The organism is Brevundimonas sp. AVps4, assembly GCF_058681525.1.
This window is the reverse complement of sequence record NZ_CM178741.1, coordinates 1,862,935-1,884,636: the sequence shown is the minus strand read 5'-3', so window position 1 is coordinate 1,884,636 and position 21,702 is coordinate 1,862,935. Positions and strand designations below refer to the sequence as shown.

21 protein-coding genes are annotated in these 21,702 nt (G+C 68.6%); 9 read left to right on the top strand and 12 right to left on the bottom strand.

Translation table 11 applies throughout. The features are described 5' to 3' along the window. The first annotated feature begins 5 nt into the window (after window positions 1-5). Window positions 6-1,349 carry a hypothetical protein gene (locus tag ACW178_RS09335; RefSeq protein WP_492024490.1) on the top strand — a complete coding sequence of 448 codons (1,344 nt, stop codon included), beginning with the start codon at window positions 6-8 and terminating at the stop codon, window positions 1,347-1,349. Window positions 1,350-1,353: 4 nt separating this feature from the next. Here ACW178_RS09335 and ACW178_RS09330 read toward each other — a convergent pair whose 3' ends face one another. The 4 genes from ACW178_RS09330 to tpiA all read right to left on the bottom strand — a co-directional run bounded on the left by ACW178_RS09330 (window position 1,354) and on the right by tpiA (window position 4,662). Further along, window positions 1,354-1,536, bottom strand: a complete 183-nt coding sequence (locus tag ACW178_RS09330; protein ID WP_492024489.1) for a hypothetical protein — start codon at window positions 1,534-1,536, stop codon at window positions 1,354-1,356. 75 nt (window positions 1,537-1,611) lie between these two features. Next, the gene (gene pyrG / locus ACW178_RS09325; protein WP_492024488.1) at window positions 1,612-3,264 is read right to left on the bottom strand and encodes a CTP synthase; all 1,653 of its coding nucleotides are present in this window, start codon (window positions 3,262-3,264) and stop codon (window positions 1,612-1,614) included. A 120-nt stretch (window positions 3,265-3,384) separates the two neighbouring features. Then, a complete protein-coding gene (gene secG / locus ACW178_RS09320) occupies window positions 3,385-3,804 on the bottom strand; it encodes a preprotein translocase subunit SecG (RefSeq protein ID WP_370513356.1) in 420 nt (139 codons plus the stop codon). Between the two features lie 108 nt (window positions 3,805-3,912). Then, complete coding sequence (tpiA, locus tag ACW178_RS09315; protein WP_287105851.1) at window positions 3,913-4,662, bottom strand: triose-phosphate isomerase; 750 nt, start codon at window positions 4,660-4,662, stop codon at window positions 3,913-3,915. Between the two features lie 138 nt (window positions 4,663-4,800). Between tpiA and ACW178_RS09310 the strand changes: the two genes are divergently transcribed. Then, the gene (locus tag ACW178_RS09310; protein WP_287105852.1) at window positions 4,801-6,708 is read left to right on the top strand and encodes a peptidylprolyl isomerase; all 1,908 of its coding nucleotides are present in this window, start codon (window positions 4,801-4,803) and stop codon (window positions 6,706-6,708) included. Next, window positions 6,705-8,219 carry an anthranilate synthase component I gene (gene trpE, locus ACW178_RS09305; RefSeq protein ID WP_287105854.1) on the top strand — a complete coding sequence of 505 codons (1,515 nt, stop codon included), beginning with the start codon at window positions 6,705-6,707 and terminating at the stop codon, window positions 8,217-8,219. The genes ACW178_RS09310 and trpE overlap by 4 nt, the downstream gene beginning before the upstream one ends. Here trpE and ACW178_RS09300 read toward each other — a convergent pair. Next, entirely contained in the window at window positions 8,216-8,422 is a 207-nt protein-coding gene (locus ACW178_RS09300; RefSeq protein WP_183215699.1) for a peptidoglycan-binding protein, read from the bottom strand. The two genes, trpE and ACW178_RS09300, sit on opposite strands and share 4 nt — an antisense overlap. 87 nt (window positions 8,423-8,509) lie before the next feature. On the opposite strand from ACW178_RS09300, the gene ACW178_RS09295 reads away from it, so the two are divergent. The 4 genes from ACW178_RS09295 to lexA all read left to right on the top strand — a co-directional run bounded on the left by ACW178_RS09295 (window position 8,510) and on the right by lexA (window position 11,767). Further along, window positions 8,510-9,100, top strand: coding sequence for an anthranilate synthase component II (locus tag ACW178_RS09295; RefSeq protein ID WP_191555559.1), 591 nt, complete (start codon window positions 8,510-8,512; stop codon window positions 9,098-9,100). A gap of 16 nt (window positions 9,101-9,116) precedes the next feature. Beyond that, entirely contained in the window at window positions 9,117-10,154 is a 1,038-nt protein-coding gene (gene trpD / locus ACW178_RS09290; RefSeq protein WP_492024487.1) for an anthranilate phosphoribosyltransferase, read from the top strand. Next, window positions 10,151-10,945, top strand: a complete 795-nt coding sequence (gene trpC, locus ACW178_RS09285) for an indole-3-glycerol phosphate synthase TrpC (RefSeq protein WP_191558404.1) — start codon at window positions 10,151-10,153, stop codon at window positions 10,943-10,945. The genes trpD and trpC overlap by 4 nt, the downstream gene beginning before the upstream one ends. Window positions 10,946-11,068: 123 nt before the next feature. After that, the gene (gene lexA / locus ACW178_RS09280) at window positions 11,069-11,767 is read left to right on the top strand and encodes a transcriptional repressor LexA (protein ID WP_191555556.1); all 699 of its coding nucleotides are present in this window, start codon (window positions 11,069-11,071) and stop codon (window positions 11,765-11,767) included. Here lexA and ACW178_RS09275 read toward each other — a convergent pair. Further along, window positions 11,748-13,925: a ComEC/Rec2 family competence protein gene (locus tag ACW178_RS09275; RefSeq protein ID WP_191558407.1), complete on the bottom strand. Its 2,178-nt coding sequence runs from the start codon at window positions 13,923-13,925 to the stop codon at window positions 11,748-11,750. The two genes, lexA and ACW178_RS09275, sit on opposite strands and share 20 nt — an antisense overlap. Between ACW178_RS09275 and gltX the strand changes: the two genes are divergently transcribed. After that, window positions 13,924-15,339 carry a glutamate--tRNA ligase gene (gene gltX, locus ACW178_RS09270; protein WP_191558403.1) on the top strand — a complete coding sequence of 472 codons (1,416 nt, stop codon included), beginning with the start codon at window positions 13,924-13,926 and terminating at the stop codon, window positions 15,337-15,339. The two genes, ACW178_RS09275 and gltX, sit on opposite strands and share 2 nt — an antisense overlap. Before the next feature lie 67 nt (window positions 15,340-15,406). Continuing rightward, the gene (gene gltA, locus ACW178_RS09265) at window positions 15,407-16,699 is read left to right on the top strand and encodes a citrate synthase (RefSeq protein WP_054765568.1); all 1,293 of its coding nucleotides are present in this window, start codon (window positions 15,407-15,409) and stop codon (window positions 16,697-16,699) included. An 82-nt stretch (window positions 16,700-16,781) separates the two neighbouring features. On the opposite strand, the gene lpxB is transcribed toward gltA, so the two are convergent. The 6 genes from lpxB to ACW178_RS09235 are packed head-to-tail and all read right to left on the bottom strand — an operon-like array spanning window position 16,782 to window position 21,674. After that, on the bottom strand, window positions 16,782-17,951 hold the full coding sequence (gene lpxB, locus ACW178_RS09260; RefSeq protein ID WP_287105864.1) for a lipid-A-disaccharide synthase: 1,170 nt from the start codon (window positions 17,949-17,951) through the stop codon (window positions 16,782-16,784). Next, entirely contained in the window at window positions 17,948-18,787 is an 840-nt protein-coding gene (gene lpxI, locus ACW178_RS09255) for a UDP-2,3-diacylglucosamine diphosphatase (protein ID WP_287105866.1), read from the bottom strand. Before lpxI ends, lpxB begins: the two co-directional genes overlap by 4 nt. Beyond that, window positions 18,784-19,572 carry an acyl-ACP--UDP-N-acetylglucosamine O-acyltransferase gene (lpxA, locus tag ACW178_RS09250; protein WP_287105868.1) on the bottom strand — a complete coding sequence of 263 codons (789 nt, stop codon included), beginning with the start codon at window positions 19,570-19,572 and terminating at the stop codon, window positions 18,784-18,786. The genes lpxI and lpxA overlap by 4 nt, the downstream gene beginning before the upstream one ends. Beyond that, window positions 19,572-20,048 (bottom strand): 3-hydroxyacyl-ACP dehydratase FabZ, encoded by a 477-nt coding sequence (fabZ, locus tag ACW178_RS09245; RefSeq protein ID WP_054765564.1) that lies wholly within the window; start codon window positions 20,046-20,048, stop codon window positions 19,572-19,574. Before fabZ ends, lpxA begins: the two co-directional genes overlap by 1 nt. 2 nt (window positions 20,049-20,050) lie before the next feature. After that, on the bottom strand, window positions 20,051-21,064 hold the full coding sequence (lpxD, locus tag ACW178_RS09240) for a UDP-3-O-(3-hydroxymyristoyl)glucosamine N-acyltransferase (RefSeq protein ID WP_191558401.1): 1,014 nt from the start codon (window positions 21,062-21,064) through the stop codon (window positions 20,051-20,053). A gap of 7 nt (window positions 21,065-21,071) precedes the next feature. Further along, on the bottom strand, window positions 21,072-21,674 hold the full coding sequence (locus tag ACW178_RS09235) for an OmpH/Skp family outer membrane protein (RefSeq protein WP_054765562.1): 603 nt from the start codon (window positions 21,672-21,674) through the stop codon (window positions 21,072-21,074). Window positions 21,675-21,702 lie beyond the last annotated feature (28 nt).

The following is a 21,702-nucleotide window of genomic DNA, read 5'->3' as shown; positions in this document are numbered from 1 at the left end:
CCATCATGGCTCCTCATACCCTCGTCGGCGCCCTCGCCGGCGTCTCCCTGCTCGCCCTCGCTCAGGTCGCAAGCGCGCAGGACCACTCCCACCACCAGACGGCGCCCACGCCGACGACGCCCCCGGCCGCCGATCCCCACGCCGGCCACGACATGGCCGACATGCCGGCCGCCTCCCACGTCATGACCAGCCCCTACGGCCCCTGGCCCATGAGCCGCGACGCCTCAGGCACAAGCTGGCAGCCCGACGCCGGCGAGCACGCCGGGATCCACACCGTCCGAGGCGACTGGATGGTGATGACCCACGCCCTGCTGAACCTGACCTACGACACACAGTCCGGCACCCGCGGCGGCGACAAGACCTTCGTCTCGGGCATGCTGATGACCACGGCCCGCCGCGACTTCGACGACGGCTCGATCCTGAACCTGCGCGCCATGCTCAGCCCCGACCCCCTGATGGGCAAGTCCGGCTATCCCCTGCTGCTGGCCGCCGGCGAGACGGCGAACGGCGTCGATCCCTTGGTGGATCGCCAGCATCCGCACGACTTCTTCATGGAGCTGTCGGCCAGCTATTCCAAACGCCTGTCCGACAAGGACAGCCTCTACGGCTACATCGGCCTGCCCGGCGAGCCCGCCTTCGGCCCGCCCGCCTTCATGCACCGGATGAGCGCGATGGACAGTCCCGAGGCGCCCATCACCCACCACTGGCTGGACTCGACCCATATCGTCTTCGGCGTCACCACCCTGGGCTGGGCCCACGACCGGTTCAAGATCGAGACCTCGGCCTTCAAGGGGCGCGAGCCGGACGAGGAACGCTGGGGCATAGATGAGCCGAAGCTGGACAGCTGGTCGGTGCGAGCCTCCTGGAACCCATCGTCCGACTGGGCCCTCCAGGCCTCCTACGCCGATGTCTCGGCTCCCGAACAGCTCGAGCCTGACGAGGACGAGACCAAATGGTCGGCCAGCGTCCTCCACACCCGCCGCCTGGGCGAGACCGGCTGGTGGTCCTCAACCCTGGCCTGGGGCCGCAAGACCAACAGTCACGATGAATCCAAGGACGGCTGGCTGCTGGAATCCGCCCTCCATCCGAACGACCGCTGGACCGTCTTCGCCCGCGCCGAGCGGATCGAAACGGACGAACTGGTTCCCGGCGACCACGGCGGCCATGGCCCGCTCTATACGGTGGGCAAGGCGTCTGTGGGCGCCGTCCGCGACTGGCGGATCGCCCCGCGCGTCCGCTTCGGCCTCGGCGCCCTCTATGCGATGAACCGCGTGCCGGACGCGCTGGAGCCGATCTACGGCGGTGATCCGGACGGCGGCATGATCTTCATGCGGCTGAAGATCGACTGACGGCTCAGGCCCGCCCGGTTTGCGCCGGGTGGGCCGACGCCGCCGCCAGGCCGCGAACGACCTCATAGCCGATCACGCCGACGCCGAACATGAGCCCAAGACCCGCGACAATGAGCACGAGGCGGACATGCCGGTGCAGGTGATAGAGCAAGGCGCCGATCATCGACGGTCCATCCTGTCGGATCATCCTAATTCGATCCGTTCCAGGCATTTTATCGCAAAAAGGACGCCAACTGGAATCGCAGGTCCGTGAGCGCCGTTCTCACACCAGCCGGCTCTGCACCACGGCCGCCGCAATGAAGCTGGCGAACAGCGGATGCGGCGCGAAGGGGCGGCTCTTCAGCTCCGGGTGATATTGGACGCCGATGAACCAGGGATGGTCCGGCCGCTCCACTGTTTCGGGCAGGACGCCGTCGGGCGACAGCCCGGCGAAGACCAGACCGGCCTTGGCCTCGATCGCCTCGCGATAGTTGATGTTGACCTCATAGCGATGGCGGTGCCGTTCGCTGATGGTCGTGGTCCCATAGATTTCGGCGATCCGAGACCCTTCGGCCAGGGTCGATTCATAGGCGCCCAGCCGCATGGTGCCGCCCAGGTCGCCGCCCTGCTGGCGCAGGACGCGCTGGTTGCCCTGGGTCCATTCGGTCATCAGACCCACGACCGGCTCGGTCGTAGGCCCGAACTCCGTCGAGGAGGCCTTGGGAAAACCGGCCAGGTTCCGCGCCGCCTCGATCACCGCCATCTGCATGCCGAAACAGATGCCGAAATAGGGGATGTTGCGTTCGCGTGCGAACCGCGCCGCCTCAATCTTGCCTTCCGAACCGCGCTCGCCGAAGCCGCCGGGCACCAGAACCGCATGGGCGCCCTGAAGCCGCTCCTCACAGGCCTCCGGATCGCCTTCGAAGGTGTCGGCCTCGACCCAGTCGATATTGACCTTGACGTTGTTGGCGACCCCGCCGTGGTGCAGGGCCTCGATCAGGGACTTATAGGCGTCCTTCAGCACGGTGTACTTGCCGACGACGGCGATGGTGACCTCGCCATCCGGGTGCAATCTGCGGCGAGCGATCTCCTTCCAGCGCGTCAGATCGGGCTCGGGCGCGTCCTCAATGCCGAAATGGGCCAGGACCTCCTTGTCCAGCCCCTCGCGGTGATAGTCCAGCGGCACGGCGTAGATGTCGGCCGAGTCCATCGCCTGGATCACGCCGCTTTCGCGGACGTTGCAGAACTGGCCGATCTTGCGCTTCTCTTCGGGCGGGATCGGCTGTTCGCAGCGGCACAGCAGGATGTCGGGCTGGATCCCGATCGAGCGCAGCTCCTTGACCGAATGCTGCGTCGGCTTGGTCTTCATCTCACCGGCCGTCTTGATGAAGGGCAAGAGGGTCAGGTGGACGAAACAGCTCTTGCCGCGCGGCAGGTCCTGGCCCAGCTGGCGGATGGCTTCGAAGAAGGGCAGGCCCTCGATGTCGCCGACCGTGCCGCCGATCTCGACCAGGACGAAGTCCACGTCCTCGCCCGCATCCGTCAGGGCCGGGGTCAGGCAGAAGGATTTGATCTGGTCGGTGACGTGGGGAATGACCTGGACGGTCGCGCCCAGATAGTCGCCGCGCCGCTCCTTCTCCAGAATGGTCGAATAGATCCGGCCGGTGGTGATGTTGTCGGACTTGGCCGCCGACACGCCGGTGAACCGCTCATAGTGGCCCAGGTCCAGATCGGTCTCGGCGCCGTCGTCGGTCACGAAGACCTCGCCGTGCTGATAGGGGCTCATCGTCCCCGGATCGACGTTCAGATAGGGGTCGAGCTTGCGCAGGCGGACCTTGTAGCCGCGCGCCTGCAGAAGAGCGCCGAGAGCGGCGGAGGCGAGGCCTTTTCCAAGCGAGGAAACCACGCCGCCGGTGATGAACACATAGCGAGCCATGGGCGGACACCTTACTCCATGATTCGCGAACGACGCATGGGCCTCGGCGAATCGAACTGTTGATCAAAAGAAGAAAGCGCGCCCTGCGGCGCGCTTTCGGAACTCTGGGTCGGCGGGGCCTTACTGGGCCGGGGTGGGGGCCGGCTGCTGCGCCGGCGCCGCCGACGGCAGGCTGGCTTCCAGATCGTCCAGCGACGGGGCCGACGGTTGGGCGGGGGCGGCCGGCTGGGCTTGGGCGGGCTGTTGTTGCTGGGGCCGGGGCGTCGTGGCCAGGGAGCCCACGGCGTCGGCGTCGATCACCGAGGTGGAGGCGCGATCCATATTGCCGACCACGGTCAGGATGATGGTCAGGCCGAACAGCAGGGCGGCCAGAACCCAGGTCACCTTGGTCAGCAGATTGCCCGCGCCGCGCGCGGTCATGAAGCCCGAAGGTCCGCCGCCCATGCCCAGGGCGCCGCCTTCCGAGCGTTGCAGCAGAACGACGCCCGTCAAGGAGACGGCGACCAGGATGATGGCGACGAGCAGGATGGTCTGGAGCATGGCGTCATTCATGTGGGCGCGGAGCTGCGCCGATCAAGCGGCGGCCTCTATCACCGATGCCGCCCAGGGGCAAACCTATAGCCGCGCCCGACCGCGCGGCCTTGTCGTTCAGGCCGCGCGGATGATCGGAAGAAAGTCTTCGGCCTTCAGCGAGGCGCCCCCGACCAGGGCCCCGCCGACCTCCGCCGTCGCCAGAATATCGGCCGCATTGTCCGGCTTGACCGAACCGCCGTACAGGATCGGGACCCGGCGCGCCGCCTCGCCCAGCCGGTCGATCAGGGCGCTGCGGATCGCCGCATGGACCTCGGCGATCTGTTCTAGGCTCGGGGTCAGGCCGCTGCCGATCGCCCAGACCGGCTCATAGGCCACCGCAAACGTCCGCTCCGCCAGTCCGTGGGGCAGAGAGCCCGCCACCTGGGCGCTGACGACCGCGACGGCCTGGCCGGCCTGTCTCTGTTCCAGCGTTTCGCCGACGCAGACGATCGGCTCCAGTCCCGCCGCAACGGCGGCCTTAACCTTGTCCGCCACCTGGGCGTCGGTCTCTCCAAAGGCGGCCCTGCGTTCGGAATGGCCCAGGATCACCAGCCCGGCCCCCGCATCCGCCAGCATTTCCGCCGAGATCGAGCCGGTGAAGGCGCCCGACGGCTTGTCATGACAGTCCTGCCCGCCGGTCTCGATCGCGCTTCCGCTCAGAACCGCGCTCATCTGATGAACCAGGGTGGCGGGAGGGCACAGGGCCACGCGGGCCTCGGTCGGCGTGGCGGAGAGGGCGGTCTTCAGCGCCTCGGCTTCGGACAGGGCGGCCGTCAGGCCGTGCATCTTCCAATTGCCGACGATCAACTTCACGGATTGTTTCATCGCCCCTGTCTAGGGGGCGAAAACCGCCGCGCCAAGAGGGTCGCCCCAATCTGGACATCAAGCCGTTCTTGCGGCGGCCCGCCCGGGCCGACTATACGCCGAAGCGAAGCCATCGTCGGCAAGTCTCCGGGTCCACGAATGATCACCGCCTTCCGCGCCTTCTCGCGCTCCAAATGGGCCGCCGCCCTGCTCGTCCTGATCGCGATCAGCTTCGTGATCGTGGGGGCGCGCATGGACGTCTTCGCCAACCTGGGACCGAAACACGTCATCGACGCCGGCGACCGTTCGATGAACGAGGCCGAGTTCTCGGCCGCCTTCGGACGGGTGCGCGAGAACATTCAGCAGCAGGCCGGTCGTCCGGTGACGAACGAGGATCTGATCGCCGAAAACATCCATGTCCGCTTTCTGGAAAGCCAGACCGAACAGCTGGGCTTCCTGAACTGGGCGTGGAAGGCGGGCATCCGCCCCGGCAAGGAGTTGATCGTCAAACAGATCCGCCAGATCCCGGCCTTCTTCAACTCGGTCACGGGCCAGTTCGACCAGAAGGCCTATGAGAGCGCCCTGGCCCAGCAGAACCTGACTCCCGCCATGCTGGAACAGGACCTGCGCGACCAATATGCGACCGAACATTTCAACGCCGCCGTCTTCGCCGGCGCCCGTGCGCCCCGGATCTACGGCGCCCTCCTGGCCGGCGCCGCCTTCGAGAGCCGCGACGGCCGCTGGTTCGAAATCACCCCCGCGATGGCCGGCGACATCCCCGCCCCGACCGACGCCCAGTTGAACGCCTTCATCCAGGAGAACGCCGCCCGGCTGCGCGCGCCGGAGTTCCGCATGGCCTCCGTCGTCCTGTTCTCGCCGGAGCCCGGCGCCGCCCCGGCCGTGTCGGAAGAGCGGATCCGCGAGCGGTTCGAATTCAAGAAGGACAGCCTGGGCAAACCCGAGACCCGCACCTTCGTCACCCTGACGGCGCCCAGCCGCGACGCGGCCCAGAAGATCGCCGCCGCCCTGCGCGCCGGTCAGTCGCCCGCAGACGTCGGCCGCGCCAACAGCATCCAGCCGGCCCAGTTCGACGCCACGCCGCGCTCCGCCATCGGCGACGCCGCCACGGCTGCGGCCGTGTTCGGCCTTCAGCCCGGCCAGGTGTCGGACCCGGTCCAGGCGGGCGTTGGCTTCGCCGTCGCCAAGCTGACGGCGGTCCAGCCCGGTCAGCCCGCCAGCCTCGAGGGTTCGCGCGAACAGATCATTCAGGAACTGCGCGCCGAGGACATCAAGGGCCAGACCTACGCCAAGGTCGAAAAGTACGAAGCCGCCCGCACCGCCGGCAAGAGCCTGGCCGACGCCGCGCGTGAAGCCGGGGCGCGGATCGTCGACCTGCCCCCCTTCACCCAGGACGGCAAACTGCCGAACGGCCAGCCGCTGAACGCCCCGCCGCAGCTGTTCGAAACCGCCTGGTCCCTGACCAAGGGCGGCGAAAGCGATGTGGTGGACGCCGGTCAGGGCCAATATTTCGCGGTTCGGCTGAACGACATCCGTCCCTCCGCCCTGCCCACCCTGGCCGAGGTGCGCGAACCCCTGGCCGCCCAGTGGAGACAGCGTGAGATTTCGCGCCGGCTCGCCGCCAAGGCCGAGGAGCTGGCCGGTCGCGTGCGCCAAGGCCAGGACATCGCCGCCGTGGCCCGTTCCGTCAACGCCCCCCTGACCGTCCGCACCGGCGTCGTCCGTGATCAGGCCACCCAGGAGGCCCTGGGTCAGGGCGTGCTGCAAGGTCTGTTCGGCCAGTCCAAGGGCCAGGTCTTCTCGCAACCCGGCCAAGGCGGTCTGGTGATCGGCCGGGTGGACGCCATCCACGCCGCAAATCCGGCGGTCGCCGGTCCGCTCGCCGAACAGGCCCGCCCGCGCATCACCCAGGAGATCGTCCAGGCCATGGTTCAGACCGAGATGGCGGCGGCGGCCAAACGCTCCAAGGCCAAGCATGACGTCGGCCTGGCGCGTCAGGCCCTGGGCCTGTCGGCCGAACCGACCGCGCCCGCCGCTCCGGCGCAATGACGCAGGCGGACAGCGGGCCCGATTTCGACGCCTTCGCCGCCGGCCTCTCGGCCGGTCGGCCCCAGGTGATCGTGCGTCGGGTGATCGACGACCTGGAGACCCCGGTTTCGGCCTATCTGAAGCTGGGGCTCCACCGGCCTTACGCCTGCCTGCTGGAATCGGTCGAGGGTGGCGCCGTCAAGGGCCGCTATTCGATCCTGACCCTGGACCCGGACGTGGTCTGGCGCTGTCGGTCGAACGCGGCGGAACTGGCGCGCGGTCCTGCCGTCGCCGAAGGCCGCTTCATTCCCGAGCCCCTGCCCACGCTTCAGTCGCTGCGCGCCCTGATCGCCGCCTCCAAGTTCGACCTGCCCGAGGGTCTGCCGCCGATGGCGGCCGGCCTGTTCGGCGTCTTCGGCTATGACATGGTGCGTCTGCTCGAGCCGCTGGGCGAACCCAATCCCGACCCGCTGAACCTGCCCGATGCGGTCCTGACCCGACCGTCGCTGGTGGCGATCTTCGATTCCGTCGGCCAGGAGATCATCCTGGTCTCCGCCGCCTATCCCGACACGGGCGGCGACGCGCGGCAAGCCTTCGACGCCGCCGTCGCCAGGCTGGACGCTTTCGAGACGGGCCTGCGCGAGCCCTTGCCGGTGCGCGCCGCGCCGCAGCCCACGCCCGCCCCGACCTTCGCCTCGCCCGTGGACGAGGCCGGATTCGGCGAGATGGTGGCCCGGGCCAAGGACTATATCGCCGCCGGCGACATCTTCCAGGTCGTGCTCAGCCACCGTTTCTCGGCGCCCTGGACCGAAGATCCGTTCGCCTTCTACCGCTCCCTGCGTCGCCAGAACCCGTCGCCCTATCTCTTCTATCTGAACTTCGAAGGCTTCCAGCTGGCCGGGTCCAGCCCGGAGATCCTGGTCCGGCTGAAGGACGGCCAGGTCACCATCCGACCACTGGCCGGAACCCGGATGCGCGGCGCCACGCCCGAGGCGGACAAGGCCCTGGAGACCGAGCTGCTGGCCGATCCCAAGGAGCGGGCCGAACATCTGATGCTGCTGGACCTGGGCCGCAACGACGTCGGCCGCGTCGCCGCGCCGGGCACGGTCGAGGTGACCGAAAGCTTCGTCGTCGAACGCTACAGCCAGGTCATGCACATCGTCTCCAATGTGCGCGGCAAGGCCGATCCGAAACTGGACGCCGTCGACACCCTGCTGGCGGCCCTTCCCGCCGGCACCCTGTCAGGCGCGCCCAAGGTCCGGGCGATGGAGATCATCGACGAGCTGGAAGCCGAAAAGCGCGGCGTCGGCTACGGCGGCGGCGTCGGCTATATCTCGGCCGGGGGCGAGGCGGACATCTGCATCACCCTGCGCACCGCCCTGTTCGCTGATGACCGGATCTTCGTCCAGGCCGGCGCCGGCGTGGTCGCCGACAGCGATCCTGCGGCCGAATACGCCGAGACCCGGCACAAGGCCCGCGCCCCCATGCGGGCCGCTGACGACGCCTGGCGGTTCCGCACCGGCAACCGCTAGGGCGCGTAGGTCGCCGGGCGTTCGTCGAATCGGACGCCGGGCCCCAGCACCACCACCCCGGCCATGACCACGGCGGCCGCAGCGGCCAGGGCGGCGGCGCCTAGCGCCGCATAGGGGCTGATCGGCTTGGGTTCGACAACGACCAGCTTCGCCTTTGCGGCGGCGATCTTGTCGGCGATGTCTTGTTCGGCGGCGAGTTTCACCCCTCCACCTGCCCCCATGACCGTTAAGATGCGCTTTAGCGACGCATATGCTTGGCGCGGACGCCTGTCACGCCTAGAAGCCTGATCATGATCCTCGTCGTCGATAACTACGACAGCTTTACCTACAACCTCGTCCACTACCTCGCGGAGTTGGGCGCGCCGACCCATGTGGTGCGCAACGATGACCTGACGGCGGCCGAGGCCTGGGCGCTGAACCCCGCCGCCGTCCTGCTGTCTCCCGGCCCCTGCGCGCCGGATCAGGCAGGCATCTGCCTGCCCCTGATCGACAGCGCACCGGCCTCCATGCCCATCCTGGGCGTCTGCCTGGGCCACCAGGCCATAGGCCAGGCCTTCGGCGGCGACGTGATCCGCGCCAAGACCCTGATGCACGGCAAGACCTCGCCGATCCATCACGACGGCAAGAGCGTCTTCGCCGGCCTGCCCTCGCCCTTCACCGCCACCCGCTATCATTCCCTGGCCGTGAAGCGCGAAACCCTGCCCGACTGTCTCGAGGTGACCGCCTGGACCGCCGACGGCGAAATCATGGGGCTCCAGCACCGCAGCCGCCCGATCCATGGCGTTCAGTTCCACCCGGAATCCATCGCTACAGAACATGGCCACGACATGCTGGCCAACTTCCTTCAGATCGCCGGCGTGAAGCGCCTCGCGGCCGCCTGATCATGGCCGCCTGACCATGGCCGATGGTTTCAAGCCGATCCTCGCCCGACTGGTCGAGGGCCACCCCCTGACGTCCGAACAGGCGCACGACTTCTTCGCCGCCTGCCTGCGCGGCGAACCGACCCCGTCCCAGGTCGCCGCCGCCGTCACCGCCCTTCGGATTCGCGGGGAGACGGTGGACGAGATCGCCGCCTTCGCCCAAGCCATGCGCGAGGCCGCCCTGACCTTGGATCATCCCTATGAGGTGATCGACACCTGCGGCACCGGCGGCGACGGCCAGCACACCTACAACATCTCCACCGCCGCCGCCCTGGTCCTGGCCGGCGCCGGCCTGAAGGTCGCCAAGCACGGCAACCGGGCCATGTCCTCGAAATCCGGCTCGTCCGACGTCCTGTCGATCCTGGGCGTCAACATGGCCGCCAGCCCGGCCCAGCAGCGCAAGGCGCTGGACGAGGCCGGCATCTGCTTCCTGTTCGCCCCCGCCTATCACGGCGCCATGCGCCATGTCGGCCCCGTCCGGGCCGAGATCGGTTTCCGCACAGTCTTCAATCTGCTGGGCCCCCTGTCCAACCCGGCCCAGGCCAGACGCCAGGTCATGGGCGTCTATGACCCCCGACTGCTCGAGCCTCTGGTCGAGGTGCTGGGCCGGCTGGGCGCGACCCGCGCCTGGACCGTCAACGGCCAGGGTCTGGACGAACTGGCGACGTCCGGCCCGACCGAAGTGGCGGAATGGAAGGACGGCGCCGTCCGCCGCTTCCAGGTCACGCCCGAGGACGCCGGCCTGCCCCGCGCCTCCATCGACGCCATTCGCGGCGGCGACGCCGAGGAGAACGCCGCCGCCCTGCGCGCCCTGCTGGCGGGCCAGACGGGCCCCTATCGCGACATCGTCTTGCTGAACGCCGCCGCCGCCCTCGTGGTCGCGGATCGGGCGACGGATCTCGCCGAAGGCGCCGCCCTGGCCGCAGCCGCCGTCGACGACGGCCGGGCCGCCCAGGCCCTGGAGCGGCTGGCCCGCATCACCTCGACCCCGCTGGAGACGGAGGACGCCCCATGACCGACGTTCTGGACCGTATCGCCGCCTACAAGCGCGAGGACGTCGCCGCCCGCAAGGCCGCGACCTCTCAGGACGCGATCGAGACTCTGGCCCAGGCCGCCTCGGCCCCGCGCGGCTTCCGCGCCGCTCTGGACAGGACCGTCGAGGAAACCGGCCGCCCCGCCTTGATCGCCGAGATCAAAAAGGCCAGCCCGTCCAAGGGTCTGATCCGTCCCGACTTCGATCCCCCGGCCCTCGCCCGGGCCTATGAGGCCGGCGGCGCGTCCTGCCTCTCGGTCCTGACCGACGGCCCCAGCTTCCAGGGCGACGACGCCTATCTGGGCCAAGCCCGTGCGGCGACCGGCCTGCCCTGCCTGCGCAAGGACTTCCTGGTCGACCCCTGGCAGGTGGCCGAAAGCCGGGCTCTGGGCGCCGACTGTATCCTGATCATCCTGGCCATGATCGACGATCGGCTGGCCGCCGAACTGCTGGCCGAGGCCGAGCGCTTCGGCATGGACGCCCTGATCGAAACCCACGACGAGGCGGAAATGGCGCGCGCCTGCGCCCTCGGCGGCGATCTGGTAGGGATCAACAACCGGTCGCTGCGGACGTTCGAGGTCGATCTGGAAACGACGGAACGCCTGGCGATCCTCAGCCCCGTGCGCGCCCTTCTGGTCGCCGAGAGCGGCATCTTCACCCCGGACGACGTTGCGCGCGTCTCCGCCGCCCACGCCCAGGCCATTCTGGTCGGCGAGAGCCTGATGCGTCAGGCCGACGTCGAGGCCGCGACGCGGGCGCTGCTGACCCTATGATCCAACGTGATGAGCGTGGTGAAGCGACGCCGTTAAGTTGACATTAGGAAGGAACACTTACAGAACATCGTCAATGTTCACGGCCCGTTCCGATTCGTCGGTCGGGCGCATGAGGGGCCGGCGATGCTCACGCGCAAACAGCACGAACTGCTGATGTTCATCCACGAACGGATTCAGGAGACCGGCGTCTCCCCCTCGTTCGACGAGATGAAGGAGGCGCTGGACCTGGCGTCCAAGTCGGGCATTCACCGTCTGATTACGGCGCTGGAGGAGCGCGGCTTCATCCGCCGCCTCGCCCATCGCGCCCGCGCCCTGGAAGTGACCAAACTGCCTGAACAGGCTACAGCCGGCGCCCCGCGCGGCCGGGCCGGGTTCAAGCCCGACGTCATCGAAGGCGGCGGCGCGCGTCCCGTCGCTGCAGCCTCAGCCGCCAATGACACCCGCGAACTGCCGCTCCTGGGCAAGATCGCCGCCGGCACCCCCATCGCGGCCATCCAGCACGAGCAGGAGCGGCTGCCGGTGCCGGAATCCATGCTGGGCAAGGGCGATCACTACATCCTCGAGATCGAGGGCGACTCCATGATCGAGGCCGGCATTCTGAACGGCGACCTGGTGGTCATCCGGCGCGGCGACACCGCCAACAACGGCGAGATCGTCGTGGCCCTGGTCGAGGGCGAAGAGGCCACGCTGAAACGCCTGCGCCGCAAGGGCGGCTCCATCGCCCTGGAGCCTGCCAACCGCGCCTATGAGACCCGCATCTTCGGTCCCGACCAGGTCGAGGTCCAGGGCAAGCTGGTCGGCCTCATGCGCCGCTATCACTGACAGCTGGATTCGGCCGGCGCGCCCACGGCCGGTCGCCCCGGACATCGGCCGTCCACACGGCCCGCCAGCCGCCCGCGCCGCTACGCCACAGCTCCACCGCCCCGCCGCGCGCAAAGTCCGCCCCGTCCAGAACCAGCCTCCCGTCACATGAGGGCGGCAGGGCGTGAACCACCGCCCGCACGCTGACGACCGAGGCCGCAAGGCACAGGGCGTCCATCTGCTCCATGTCCGGCGTCCGCCTGCCCCACCACAGGGCGACCGGCCCCGCCCCAGTGAGTTCGGGACGGCATGAAGCGCGGTCGCAGGCCCAGCCGGCCTCGGGGCGGTCCGCCAAGATCAGACCGCGCCGCCGGGACCACAGGTCCGTCGCAAACTCACGCACGCCGGGCCGGACGACGATCGCCTCGCCCTCCCGATGAAAGGCCGCATTGGTCCCGCCGTCGCCGATCCAGACGTCCGGCGTCGGCGCGCGCGGCCAGACCAGCACCGCCGCCGCCAGGGGCAGGCCCAGCCACCGCAGCCGCCCCTGCCACAGGCAGATGAACAGCACGCCTAGAAAGGCCACGGGCAGCACATAGTCCGGCGCGCTGGCGACCGTCCGCACCGCGCCGGGCAGGCCCGCGGTCCAGGTTCCGATCGCCAGCATCAGATCGACGCCCCACCCCGCCACCGCAAGGAAGGGTCCGCCCAGCCCCAAGGGCGCCAGCGCCGCCCCCAGGGCCAGGGTCGGCATCAGGACGAAATCGGCCACCGGCGCCGTACCCAGATTGGCCAGTAGGCCGTACACGGCCGTCCGGTTGAAATGCTGCATGGCGAAGGGTCCGGTCGCCAGACCGGCGACCACGCTGGCCGCGACGGCCGCCGCCAGCCAGCCTCCAAACCTCTGAACCGCCACGATCGGCCAGGGAGCCGCGATCTCGCGCACCCGCCGAGGCCAGACCTCCACCAGGGCCACCAGGGCCGCCGTCGCGGCGAAGGACATCTGAAAACCCGGCGTGACGATGGCTTCCGGTTGGATCAGCAAGACCACGAAGGCGGCGACGGCCAGCCCGTGCATGGTCACGGCCTGCCGGTCCAGCAATATGGCGATGAAGGCGATGGCGGCCGTGACGGCGGCCCGCTCCGCCGGCGGCGGCGCGCCCGACACCACCAGATAGGCGCCCACGGCCGCCAGCCCCGCCCATGCGGCGATCTTCTTGCCGGCGACCCGCAGCGCCAGCCACGGCCAGGCGGCCACCCCCAGCCGGACCGCAAAGAAGACGAAGCCGCCGACGATGGCCATATGCAGGCCCGACACCGACAGGATGTGCGCCAAACCCGAATCCCGCATCACCTCCACGTCTTCGGGGCTGATCCACGCCTCGTGGCTGGTGGTCATGGCGGCGGCGATCCCGCCTGTGCGAGGCCCAAGCTGGGCCACGATCCGTTCGGCCAGGGCGTAGCGCGCGCCGTTGACCGCCATCGTCAACCGGACGCGCCAGGGCGGGGGCGGCAGGTCGATGCTCCGCGTCTCCCCAAGCGCAAAGGCCACGCCGCCCAATCCTTGGAAGAAGGCGTTGCGGCCGAAGTCATAGGCGCCCGGCGCCGCTGGCGCAGGCGGCGGATTGAGGATGGCGAACAGTCGGATCGCCTCGCCCGGACGGGGCGGCGGCCCGCGCACGGTCACGCGCAGCCGCACCGGCGTCTCCTCGGGGGCGAGGCCGCGGATCCAGGTCGGCGCCGCCACCACCCGCGCCCCGTTCTGTCCGGGACTGTCGACGTCGATGACCCAGGCCTCGATCACGGTCGCTTCGCCCAGCGCCGGCGCGATCGGGGCGGCGATCGCCTCGGTCCGCACCTTGGCCGTCGCCAGCCCGCCGAGCAGACACGCCAGCATCATCAGGGGCCAGGTCCGGCCCCGCCCCCAGCCGCGCCGCCGTCCCGCCCACCAGGCGGCTGCGGCCATTCCCGCCGCTAGCAGCAGGGGCCATGACGGGGGCTCGAACCGCAGATTGAAATAGACGGCGCCGCCCGCCCCGAACGCCACCGGCGCCCAGAGCCGCCATCTCAGGCTCTGCGCCGCAAGCTCTTGGGCCAGCCAGACCCGCAAACGCGCGCCGGGGGTAGGCTTTGTCGCCTCGGGGCGTATAAGGGCCTCGCTTACGGACCCTTCCCCCATGACCTTGCCTTCTTCGACTGTCGTCACCCGCTTCGCCCCCTCGCCGACAGGCTATCTGCATATCGGCGGGGCGAGAACCGCCTTGTTCAACTGGCTGTACGCCAAGAGACACGCGGGACGCTTCCTGATCCGGGTCGAGGATACCGATCGGGAACGTTCGACCGAGGAGGCCGTCCAGGCCATCTTCGACGGCCTGAGCTGGCTGGAGCTGTTCGCCGACGAAGAGCCGGTGTTCCAGTTCAGCCGCGCCGACCGCCATCGCGAAGTCGTCGATCAACTGCTGGAGACCGGCCACGCCTATCGCGATTTCACCACGGCCGAGGAAACCGGACGTCTGCGCGACGCCGCCAAGGCCGAGCGTCGCACCTTTGAATCGCCCTGGCGCGACCGCACCCCGACCGTCGACGACCTGGCCCAGCCGCACGTCGTCCGCTTTCGACGCCCCCAGTCCGCCACGGTCACCGTCGCGGACGAGGTCCAGGGTTCGGTCAGCTGGTCGACCGACGACCTCGACGATCTGGTCCTGCTGCGCTCGGACGGAGCGCCGACCTATAATCTCGCGGTCGTTGTCGATGACCACGACATGGGGGTGACCCACGTCATCCGCGGCGACGACCATCTGAACAACGCCGCCCGCCAGAGCTTGATCTATGACGCCCTCGGCTGGACCCGACCGACCTTCGCCCATATCCCGCTGATCCACGGGCCGGACGGCGCCAAGCTGTCGAAGCGCCACGGCGCCCAGGCCGTCCACGAATACGCCGAAATGGGCTATCTGCCCGAGGCCATGCGCAACTATCTGGCGCGCCTCGGCTGGGGTCACGGCGACGACGAACTGTTCAGCGACGCCCAGGCGATCGAATGGTTCGATCTGGCCGGCATCGGCAAGGCGCCGGCGCGGCTGGACTTCGACAAGCTGGCCCACGTCAATTCGCATTGGCTGCGGCTCGCCGACGACGAACGCCTGGCCAAGCTGACGCTGGACGTCCACCTCGCCCGGGGTCGCAGCCTGGCCGAGGCCGACGAGGCCCGGCTCCAGCGCGCCATGCCCTTCGTGAAGGACCGCGCCAAGACCGTACTGGAGTTGGCCGACCAGACCAAATTCGTGCTCAAGACACGTCCCCTGGACATCGACGACAAGGGCCGCGCCCTGCTGTCCGGCGAAACCCTGGACCGCCTGGCGCGCCTGCGCGATCGGCTGGCCCTGTTCCAGTCCTGGGACGTCTTCGCCCTGGAAGCCGAGCTGAAAAGCTTCGCCGAATCCGAACAGGTCGGCTTCGGCAAGATCGGTCCGCCCATGCGGGCGGCCCTTACCGCAGGGTCAACTTCACCCGATATCGCACGAACTTTGTCCGCTCTTGGGCGCGACGAAAGTCTCGGACGCTTGGATGATGCGCTGCAACAGACTAAGTGATCAACCACAAACCTAAGAGCGCCCGGCGCCTCCCCGCGATCGGACGTCCAAATGCAAAGGGGCATTGATGACTGACCAAGCCAAAACCGCCACGCTCTCCTTCGAGGGCAAGAGCGTCGATCTGCCCGTTCTGTCGGGTTCGACCGGTCCGGACGTTATCGACATCCGCAAGCTCTACGGCGGAACGGGCGCTTTCACCTTCGATCCGGGCTTCACCTCGACCGCCTCCTGCGAGTCAGGCCTGACCTATATCGACGGCGACGCCGGCGTCCTGCTGCACCGGGGCTATCCGATCGACCAGCTCGCGGCCCAGTCGAACTTCATCGAGGTCTGCCACCTTCTGCTGCACGGCGAATTGCCGACGGCCGCGCAGTACGAGAAGTTCGAAGACAGCATCACCATGCACACGATGCTGCACGCCCAGTTCGACCGCTTCTTCGAGGGCTTCCGCCGCGACGCCCACCCGATGGCGATCATGGTCGGCACGGTCGGCGCCCTGTCGGCCTTCTATCACGACAGCCTGGACATCCATGATCCGGTCCAGCGCGACATCTCGGCCATCCGCCTGATCGCCAAGATGCCGACCATCGCGGCCCGGGCCTACAAGTACCACGTCGGTCAGCCGTTCATCTCGCCGCGCAACGACCTGTCCTACGCCGAAAACTTCCTGCGGATGTGCTTCGCCGTCCCGGCCGAGGACTATCACGTCGATCCGGCCCTGGTGCGCGCCATGGACCGCATCTTCACCCTGCACGCCGACCACGAGCAGAACGCCTCGACCTCGACCGTCCGCCTGGCCGGTTCGTCGGGCGCCAATCCGTTCGCCTGTATCGCCGCCGGCATCGCCTGCCTGTGGGGCCCGTCGCACGGCGGCGCCAATGAAGAGGCGCTGAACATGCTCAAGGAGATCGGCACCCCCGACAAGATCCCCGAGTTCATCCAGGGCGTGAAGGACCGCAAATACAAGCTGATGGGCTTCGGCCACCGGGTCTATAAGAACTACGACCCGCGCGCCAAGGTGATGCAGCAGTCGGCCTATGAGGTTCTGGCCGCCACGGGCCGCGAAAACGACCCCCTGTTCCAGGTCGCCAAGGAGCTGGAAAAGGTCGCGCTGAACGACGAATATTTCACCTCGCGCAAGCTTTTCCCGAACGTCGACTTCTATTCGGGCATCACCCTGTCGGCCATGGGCTTCCCCACCACCATGTTCACCGTCCTGTTCGCCCTGGCCCGCACTGTGGGCTGGATCGCCCAGTGGCAGGAAATGATGGCCGATCCGTCGCAGAAGATCGGCCGCCCGCGTCAGCTGTACACCGGCCCGACGCAGCGCGATTACGTGCCGATCGAACAGCGCGGCTGATCAAGCGCCACAGGCCTGAAATGCAGAACGCCGGGGCGCAGGCCCCGGCGTTTTTCTTTGTCTGAGACAGGGATGGAGCCGCCTATCCAGCCGCCTTGGCCTCGATGACCCGCAACACGGCCTCGGCGGCCAGGGTCGAGGGATCCGGCCCGCCCCGCCCCATCAGGTCCAGCGCCGCCGTCTGACGCCTTGCCTGGTCGGCCGCAGCCTCGGGATCGTTCAACAGCCGCCCGACGGCCGCCGCCAGTTTTTCCGCAGACGCCTCGCCCTGGATGAACTCCGGGGCGATCCGTTCGCCGGCGGCGATGTTGAACAGGGTGATGTGTTCGGCCGTCACCAGCCGCTTCATCAGTTGATAGCTTACCCCCCCGATCTTATAGGCGATCACCATCGGCGCCCCCGCCAGGGCCAGTTCGGTCGAGACGGTGCCGCTGGTCGCCAGGGCCGCCGTCGCCGCCCGCATGGCGTCGTACTTTTCGGCCTCATCGACGACATGGACGCGGAAAGGCCAGGCGGATACCCGCCCGACCACGTCCTTTGACACCGTCCCCGCCGCGACCACCGCGACTTCCAGGCCTGGATCCTGGGTCTTCAACCGCTTGACGGTCGCCTCATAGACCGGAGTCATCCGCGCGATTTCGGCCGGTCGGCTGCCCGGCAGGATCAGCAGCAGCTTGGCGTCTGGCGTGACGCCGCGCCGGGCGCGAAAGGCGGCGCCGTCGGCCCCGCCCATGTCGACGTGCAGGGCGGACGAGCCGACCACCGTCGTCGGCAGACCTTCACGCTCGAACCAGGGCGCGTCGAAGCTGTAGAGGGCCAGCAGATGATCCACGGCCCGCGCCAGGGTCCTGGCCCGACCAGGACGAGACGCCCAGACCTGGGGTCCGACGTATTTGATCAAGGGCACGTCCGGCCGCGCGGCGCGGATCGCCTCTGCGACCCGAATGGTGAAGCCCCAACTGTCGATCAGAACCACCGCGTCCGGCTGTTCACGCGCCGCCAGGGCGGCCGTCTCCGCCACGCGACGGCGCACCGTCCGATAGGCGCGCAGGCCCTCGATCCAGCCCAGAATCGACAGTTCGGCGATGTCGAAGGGACTGACGACGCCCTCGGCCGCCATGCGAGGGCCGCCGATGCCGACGAAGCTCACCCCCTGACCCAGCCGCGCTCTCAAGGCCCGGGCCAGGCCGGCGCCCAAGGCGTCGCCCGACGCCTCGGCCGCCACCAGCATGATCTTCAACGGACGGCTCATCGCGTTTCACCCCAGACGAACAGACCCAACCGATCCGCCGCCGCCACGATCGCGGACCGGTCGATCAGGATCAACCGCCCGGCGACGCCGGCGATCCCCGCCAGCCCTGCCGCCGCCGCCAGCTCCACCGTGCGCGGTCCGATCACCGGCATGTCCACGCGCAGATCCTGGATCGGTTTGGGCGCCTTGCCCAGCACCCCCCTGGGGGCGGCCGGAGCGCCGCGAAGGTCGGCGGGCAGGTCCGCCACGCGGCGCAGCATGGCGTCGGTGCCTTCCTGCGCCTCGACCGCCAGGACCAGGCCGTCACAGACCACCGCGCCCTGGCCGATATCCAATTCACCCGACTTTTCTGCGACGTGCAGCGCTTTTCTTAGATCATCTATCTGTTGCGGCGTCGGAACCACCGATCCCAGGGCGCCGGCCGCCAGGGTCTCCCCGCACAGTATGTCGTCGGCGCCTTCCACCCCGAAACCCTCCACCTCAAAGATGGACAGAATCTTCCTCAGCAGGGCGTCATCTCCCTTGGTCGCCGCCGCGACGATGCCCGGCAGCAGAGACGCACCCTTCAGATCGGGCTTCAACGTCTTGAAATCAGGTCGATTGACGATGCCGGCTAGACAGACGCTGGTGCAGCCTTCAGCCTTCAGAGCCTTCAATATGGCCCCGATCTGGGCCATGCCGAACTCGGCGCCGGGCCAGCGGCCCAGCTGCGGATCGGCGAACCCCGCCAGACGGATGATGAAGACCGGCCGTCCCTCGACCTCGCACCGGGCCGCCACCGCCGCCGGCAGATCGCCGCCCCCGGCGATCAGCCCCAGCCTTCCCGAGCGGCTCATTCCGCGTTCGGCAGACACAGCGGACGCCGCCCGCCATCACGGATGAAGGCGATGATCTCCAGGATCTCCGGCAGGTCGGCGTAGGCCTGGGCCACGCCGTCGATGCGACCGGCGAACTCGCCCTCGCCCTTGAACAGGTCGCGATAAGCGGCCAGCAATCTTCGTATCTGGGATTTGCCGTAACCCTTGCGCTTAAGACCGATCAGGTTCAGCCCGCGCAGTCGCGCGTGATTGCCCCAGGCCGAGCCATAGGGGATGACGTCGCGGGTCACGGCGGCCAGACCGCCGATGATCGCCCCCTGCCCCACGCGCCCGTTCTGGTGCACGGCGCACAGCCCACCCAGGAAGACCTTGTCGCCGACCTGGGCATGACCGCCCAGGGTGGCGTTGTTGGCCATGACCAGATGGCTGCCGACCACGCAGTCGTGACCGATGTGCGCGCCCGTCATGAACAGATTGTTGGAGCCGACGACGGTCACGCCCGTTCCCTGGGGCGTGCCCCGGTTGAAGGTGCAGTGCTCGCGGATCAGGTTGTTTTCGCCGATCTCCAGCCGCACCGGCTCGCCCTTGTAGCCGTTGTGCTGCGGATCGCCGCCGATGACGGCGAAGGGATGGATCACTGTTCCAGCCCCGACCGTCGTGTCCTGCTGGACCACCACATGGCTGACCAGGCGCACGCCCTCGGCCAGGGAGACATTCGGTCCGACCGTGCACCAGGGGCCGACCTCGACCCCTTCGGCCAGGGTCGCCGTGGCGTCGATCAGGGCGGTGGGGTGGATGGCCATCAGGCGGCGGGCTCCGTCGCCGGCGTGGGCACCGTCACGACCATGGCCATGAACTCGGCCTCGGCCGCCAGCTTCCCGTCGATGAAGGTTTCGCCGCGGAACTTGTAGGCGTCGCCGCGCGCCTTGATCACCTTGACCTGCATGCGCAGCTGATCGCCGGGCCGCGCCGGCTTGCGGAAACGCACGCCGTCGATCGACATGAACATGATGACCTTGTCCGCCACGGCGACGTCCAGGGTCTTGGACATCAGCAAGGCGCCGGTCTGCGCCATGGCTTCAACGATCAGCACGCCCGGCATGACCGGATCGATCGGGAAATGGCCGGGGAAGAAGGGCTCGTTGTGGGTGACGTTCTTGATCCCCACGATGGAAGTCGCGGGGACAAATTCCTCGGCCTTGTCCACCAGCAGGAAGGGATAACGGTGCGGCAGCCGCCGCATCACCTCGGCGTAGTCGATCTTGCCGTCTTCACTCATCCCTATGATTCCCTTGGGGCCTTCTTTGAAGACGCCTGTTTGGCGAGCCAGACGGTTTCACGCAAGAACTGTCGGATCGGGCGGGCCGGATAGCCGGACCAGGTCTCGCCCGGCGGAATGTCCGCCAGCACCCCGGCGCCGGCCGCGACGCGCGCGCCTTCGCCGATCGTCAGATGGTCGCCCACGCCCGCCTTGCCGCCGAAGATGACATTGTCGCCGCTGGTCACGGAGCCAGAAATGCCCGTATTGGCCGCCATCAGATTGTTGCGGCCGATGACGCAGTTATGGCCCACCATGACCAGATTATCGATCTTGGTGTTCTCGCCGATGACGGTGTCGTCATAGGCGCCGCGGTCGATGCAGCTGTTGGCGCCGACCGTCACGCCGTCCTGCAAGATCACGCGGCCCAGCTGGGGAATGTCCATGGCGCCGGCCGCCGTGCCGGTGGCGCCGAAGCCCGCCTCGCCGATGCGCGCGCCGGCATAGAGCTTCACACGGTCGCCGATCAGGGCGAAGCCGACGGTGACGTTCGAACCGATCACGCAGTCGCGCCCGATCTGGACGCCCGGACCGATCACCGTATTGGCGCCGATGCGCGTGCCGCGGCCGATGCGGACGCCCTCGCCCAGAACCGCGCCGGGTTCGATCACCACGCTGTCGTCCTCGGACGCCTCAGACGGGGCGATGGCGCGGTCCAGGCTCAACGGGCGGTGCAGCAGGGCCGAGGCCATGGCCCAGGAGGCCTGGGGCGTGCGCGAGACGATCACCGCCGCCTCGGCCGGAACCGAGCCCACCGCCTGTTCCGGCACGATGACGCAGCCTGCCTGTGTCGCCGCCAGGGCCGCCACGAACTTGCGGTCGCCCATAAACGCGATCGCGCCCCCGTCCGCAGAGGACAGGGGCGCGACGGAACCGATCATCCGGTCCCCGCCCCGGACCGCCTCACCCCCGGTCTTGGCCGCCAGTTCGACGACGGACAGGGGCGAAAGGGTTTGGAAGAAGCGGGAATCGGGCATGAGGGCCTTAGTTGGCGGCGGCCGGCTGTTGCGGCTGCTGCGCCGGCACCGGCATGCGGTTGAACGACAGGGTCGGCAGGGCCGTGTTCAGCCGCTGGATCGCCGCGTCGGTCAGGTCCATGGCCGGGTTCATCATGAAGACGCTCTCGCGGTCCAACAGCAGGCCGCAGCCCTTTTCCTGATAGAGGGCGGTCAGGATCGGCGACACAGCCTCGGTGATGGCCTGGCGCTGCATGGCCAGGGTGTAGCGCAGCTCGTTCTCGCGGGTGGCTTCCAGCTGTTGGGCCTCCTGGGCGCGCTGCTGCAGGGCCTGACGGCGCTGTTGCAGTTGGTCCGCGGGCAGGCTAGCCCCCGAGGTTTGCAGTTGCTGGGCTTCCGACTGGATGGCGGTGGCATAGGGCTGAAGCTCGCCCTGAACCTCCTGGGCCAGTTGCTGCATGCGGGCCTCGACCGCCTGACCGGCGGCCGACTGGGCCAGCAGGCGGGCGTTGTAATAGACGCAGACGCCCGGAATGACCGGACCGGGGTTGGCCGGCGCGGCCGTCTGGGCCGAGGCGGCGGTGGCGACCAGCGAGGCGGCGGCCGTGGCGGCGATGATCAGAGCTTTCATGGGTATTCCTCTGCGAACGCTTTTTTGC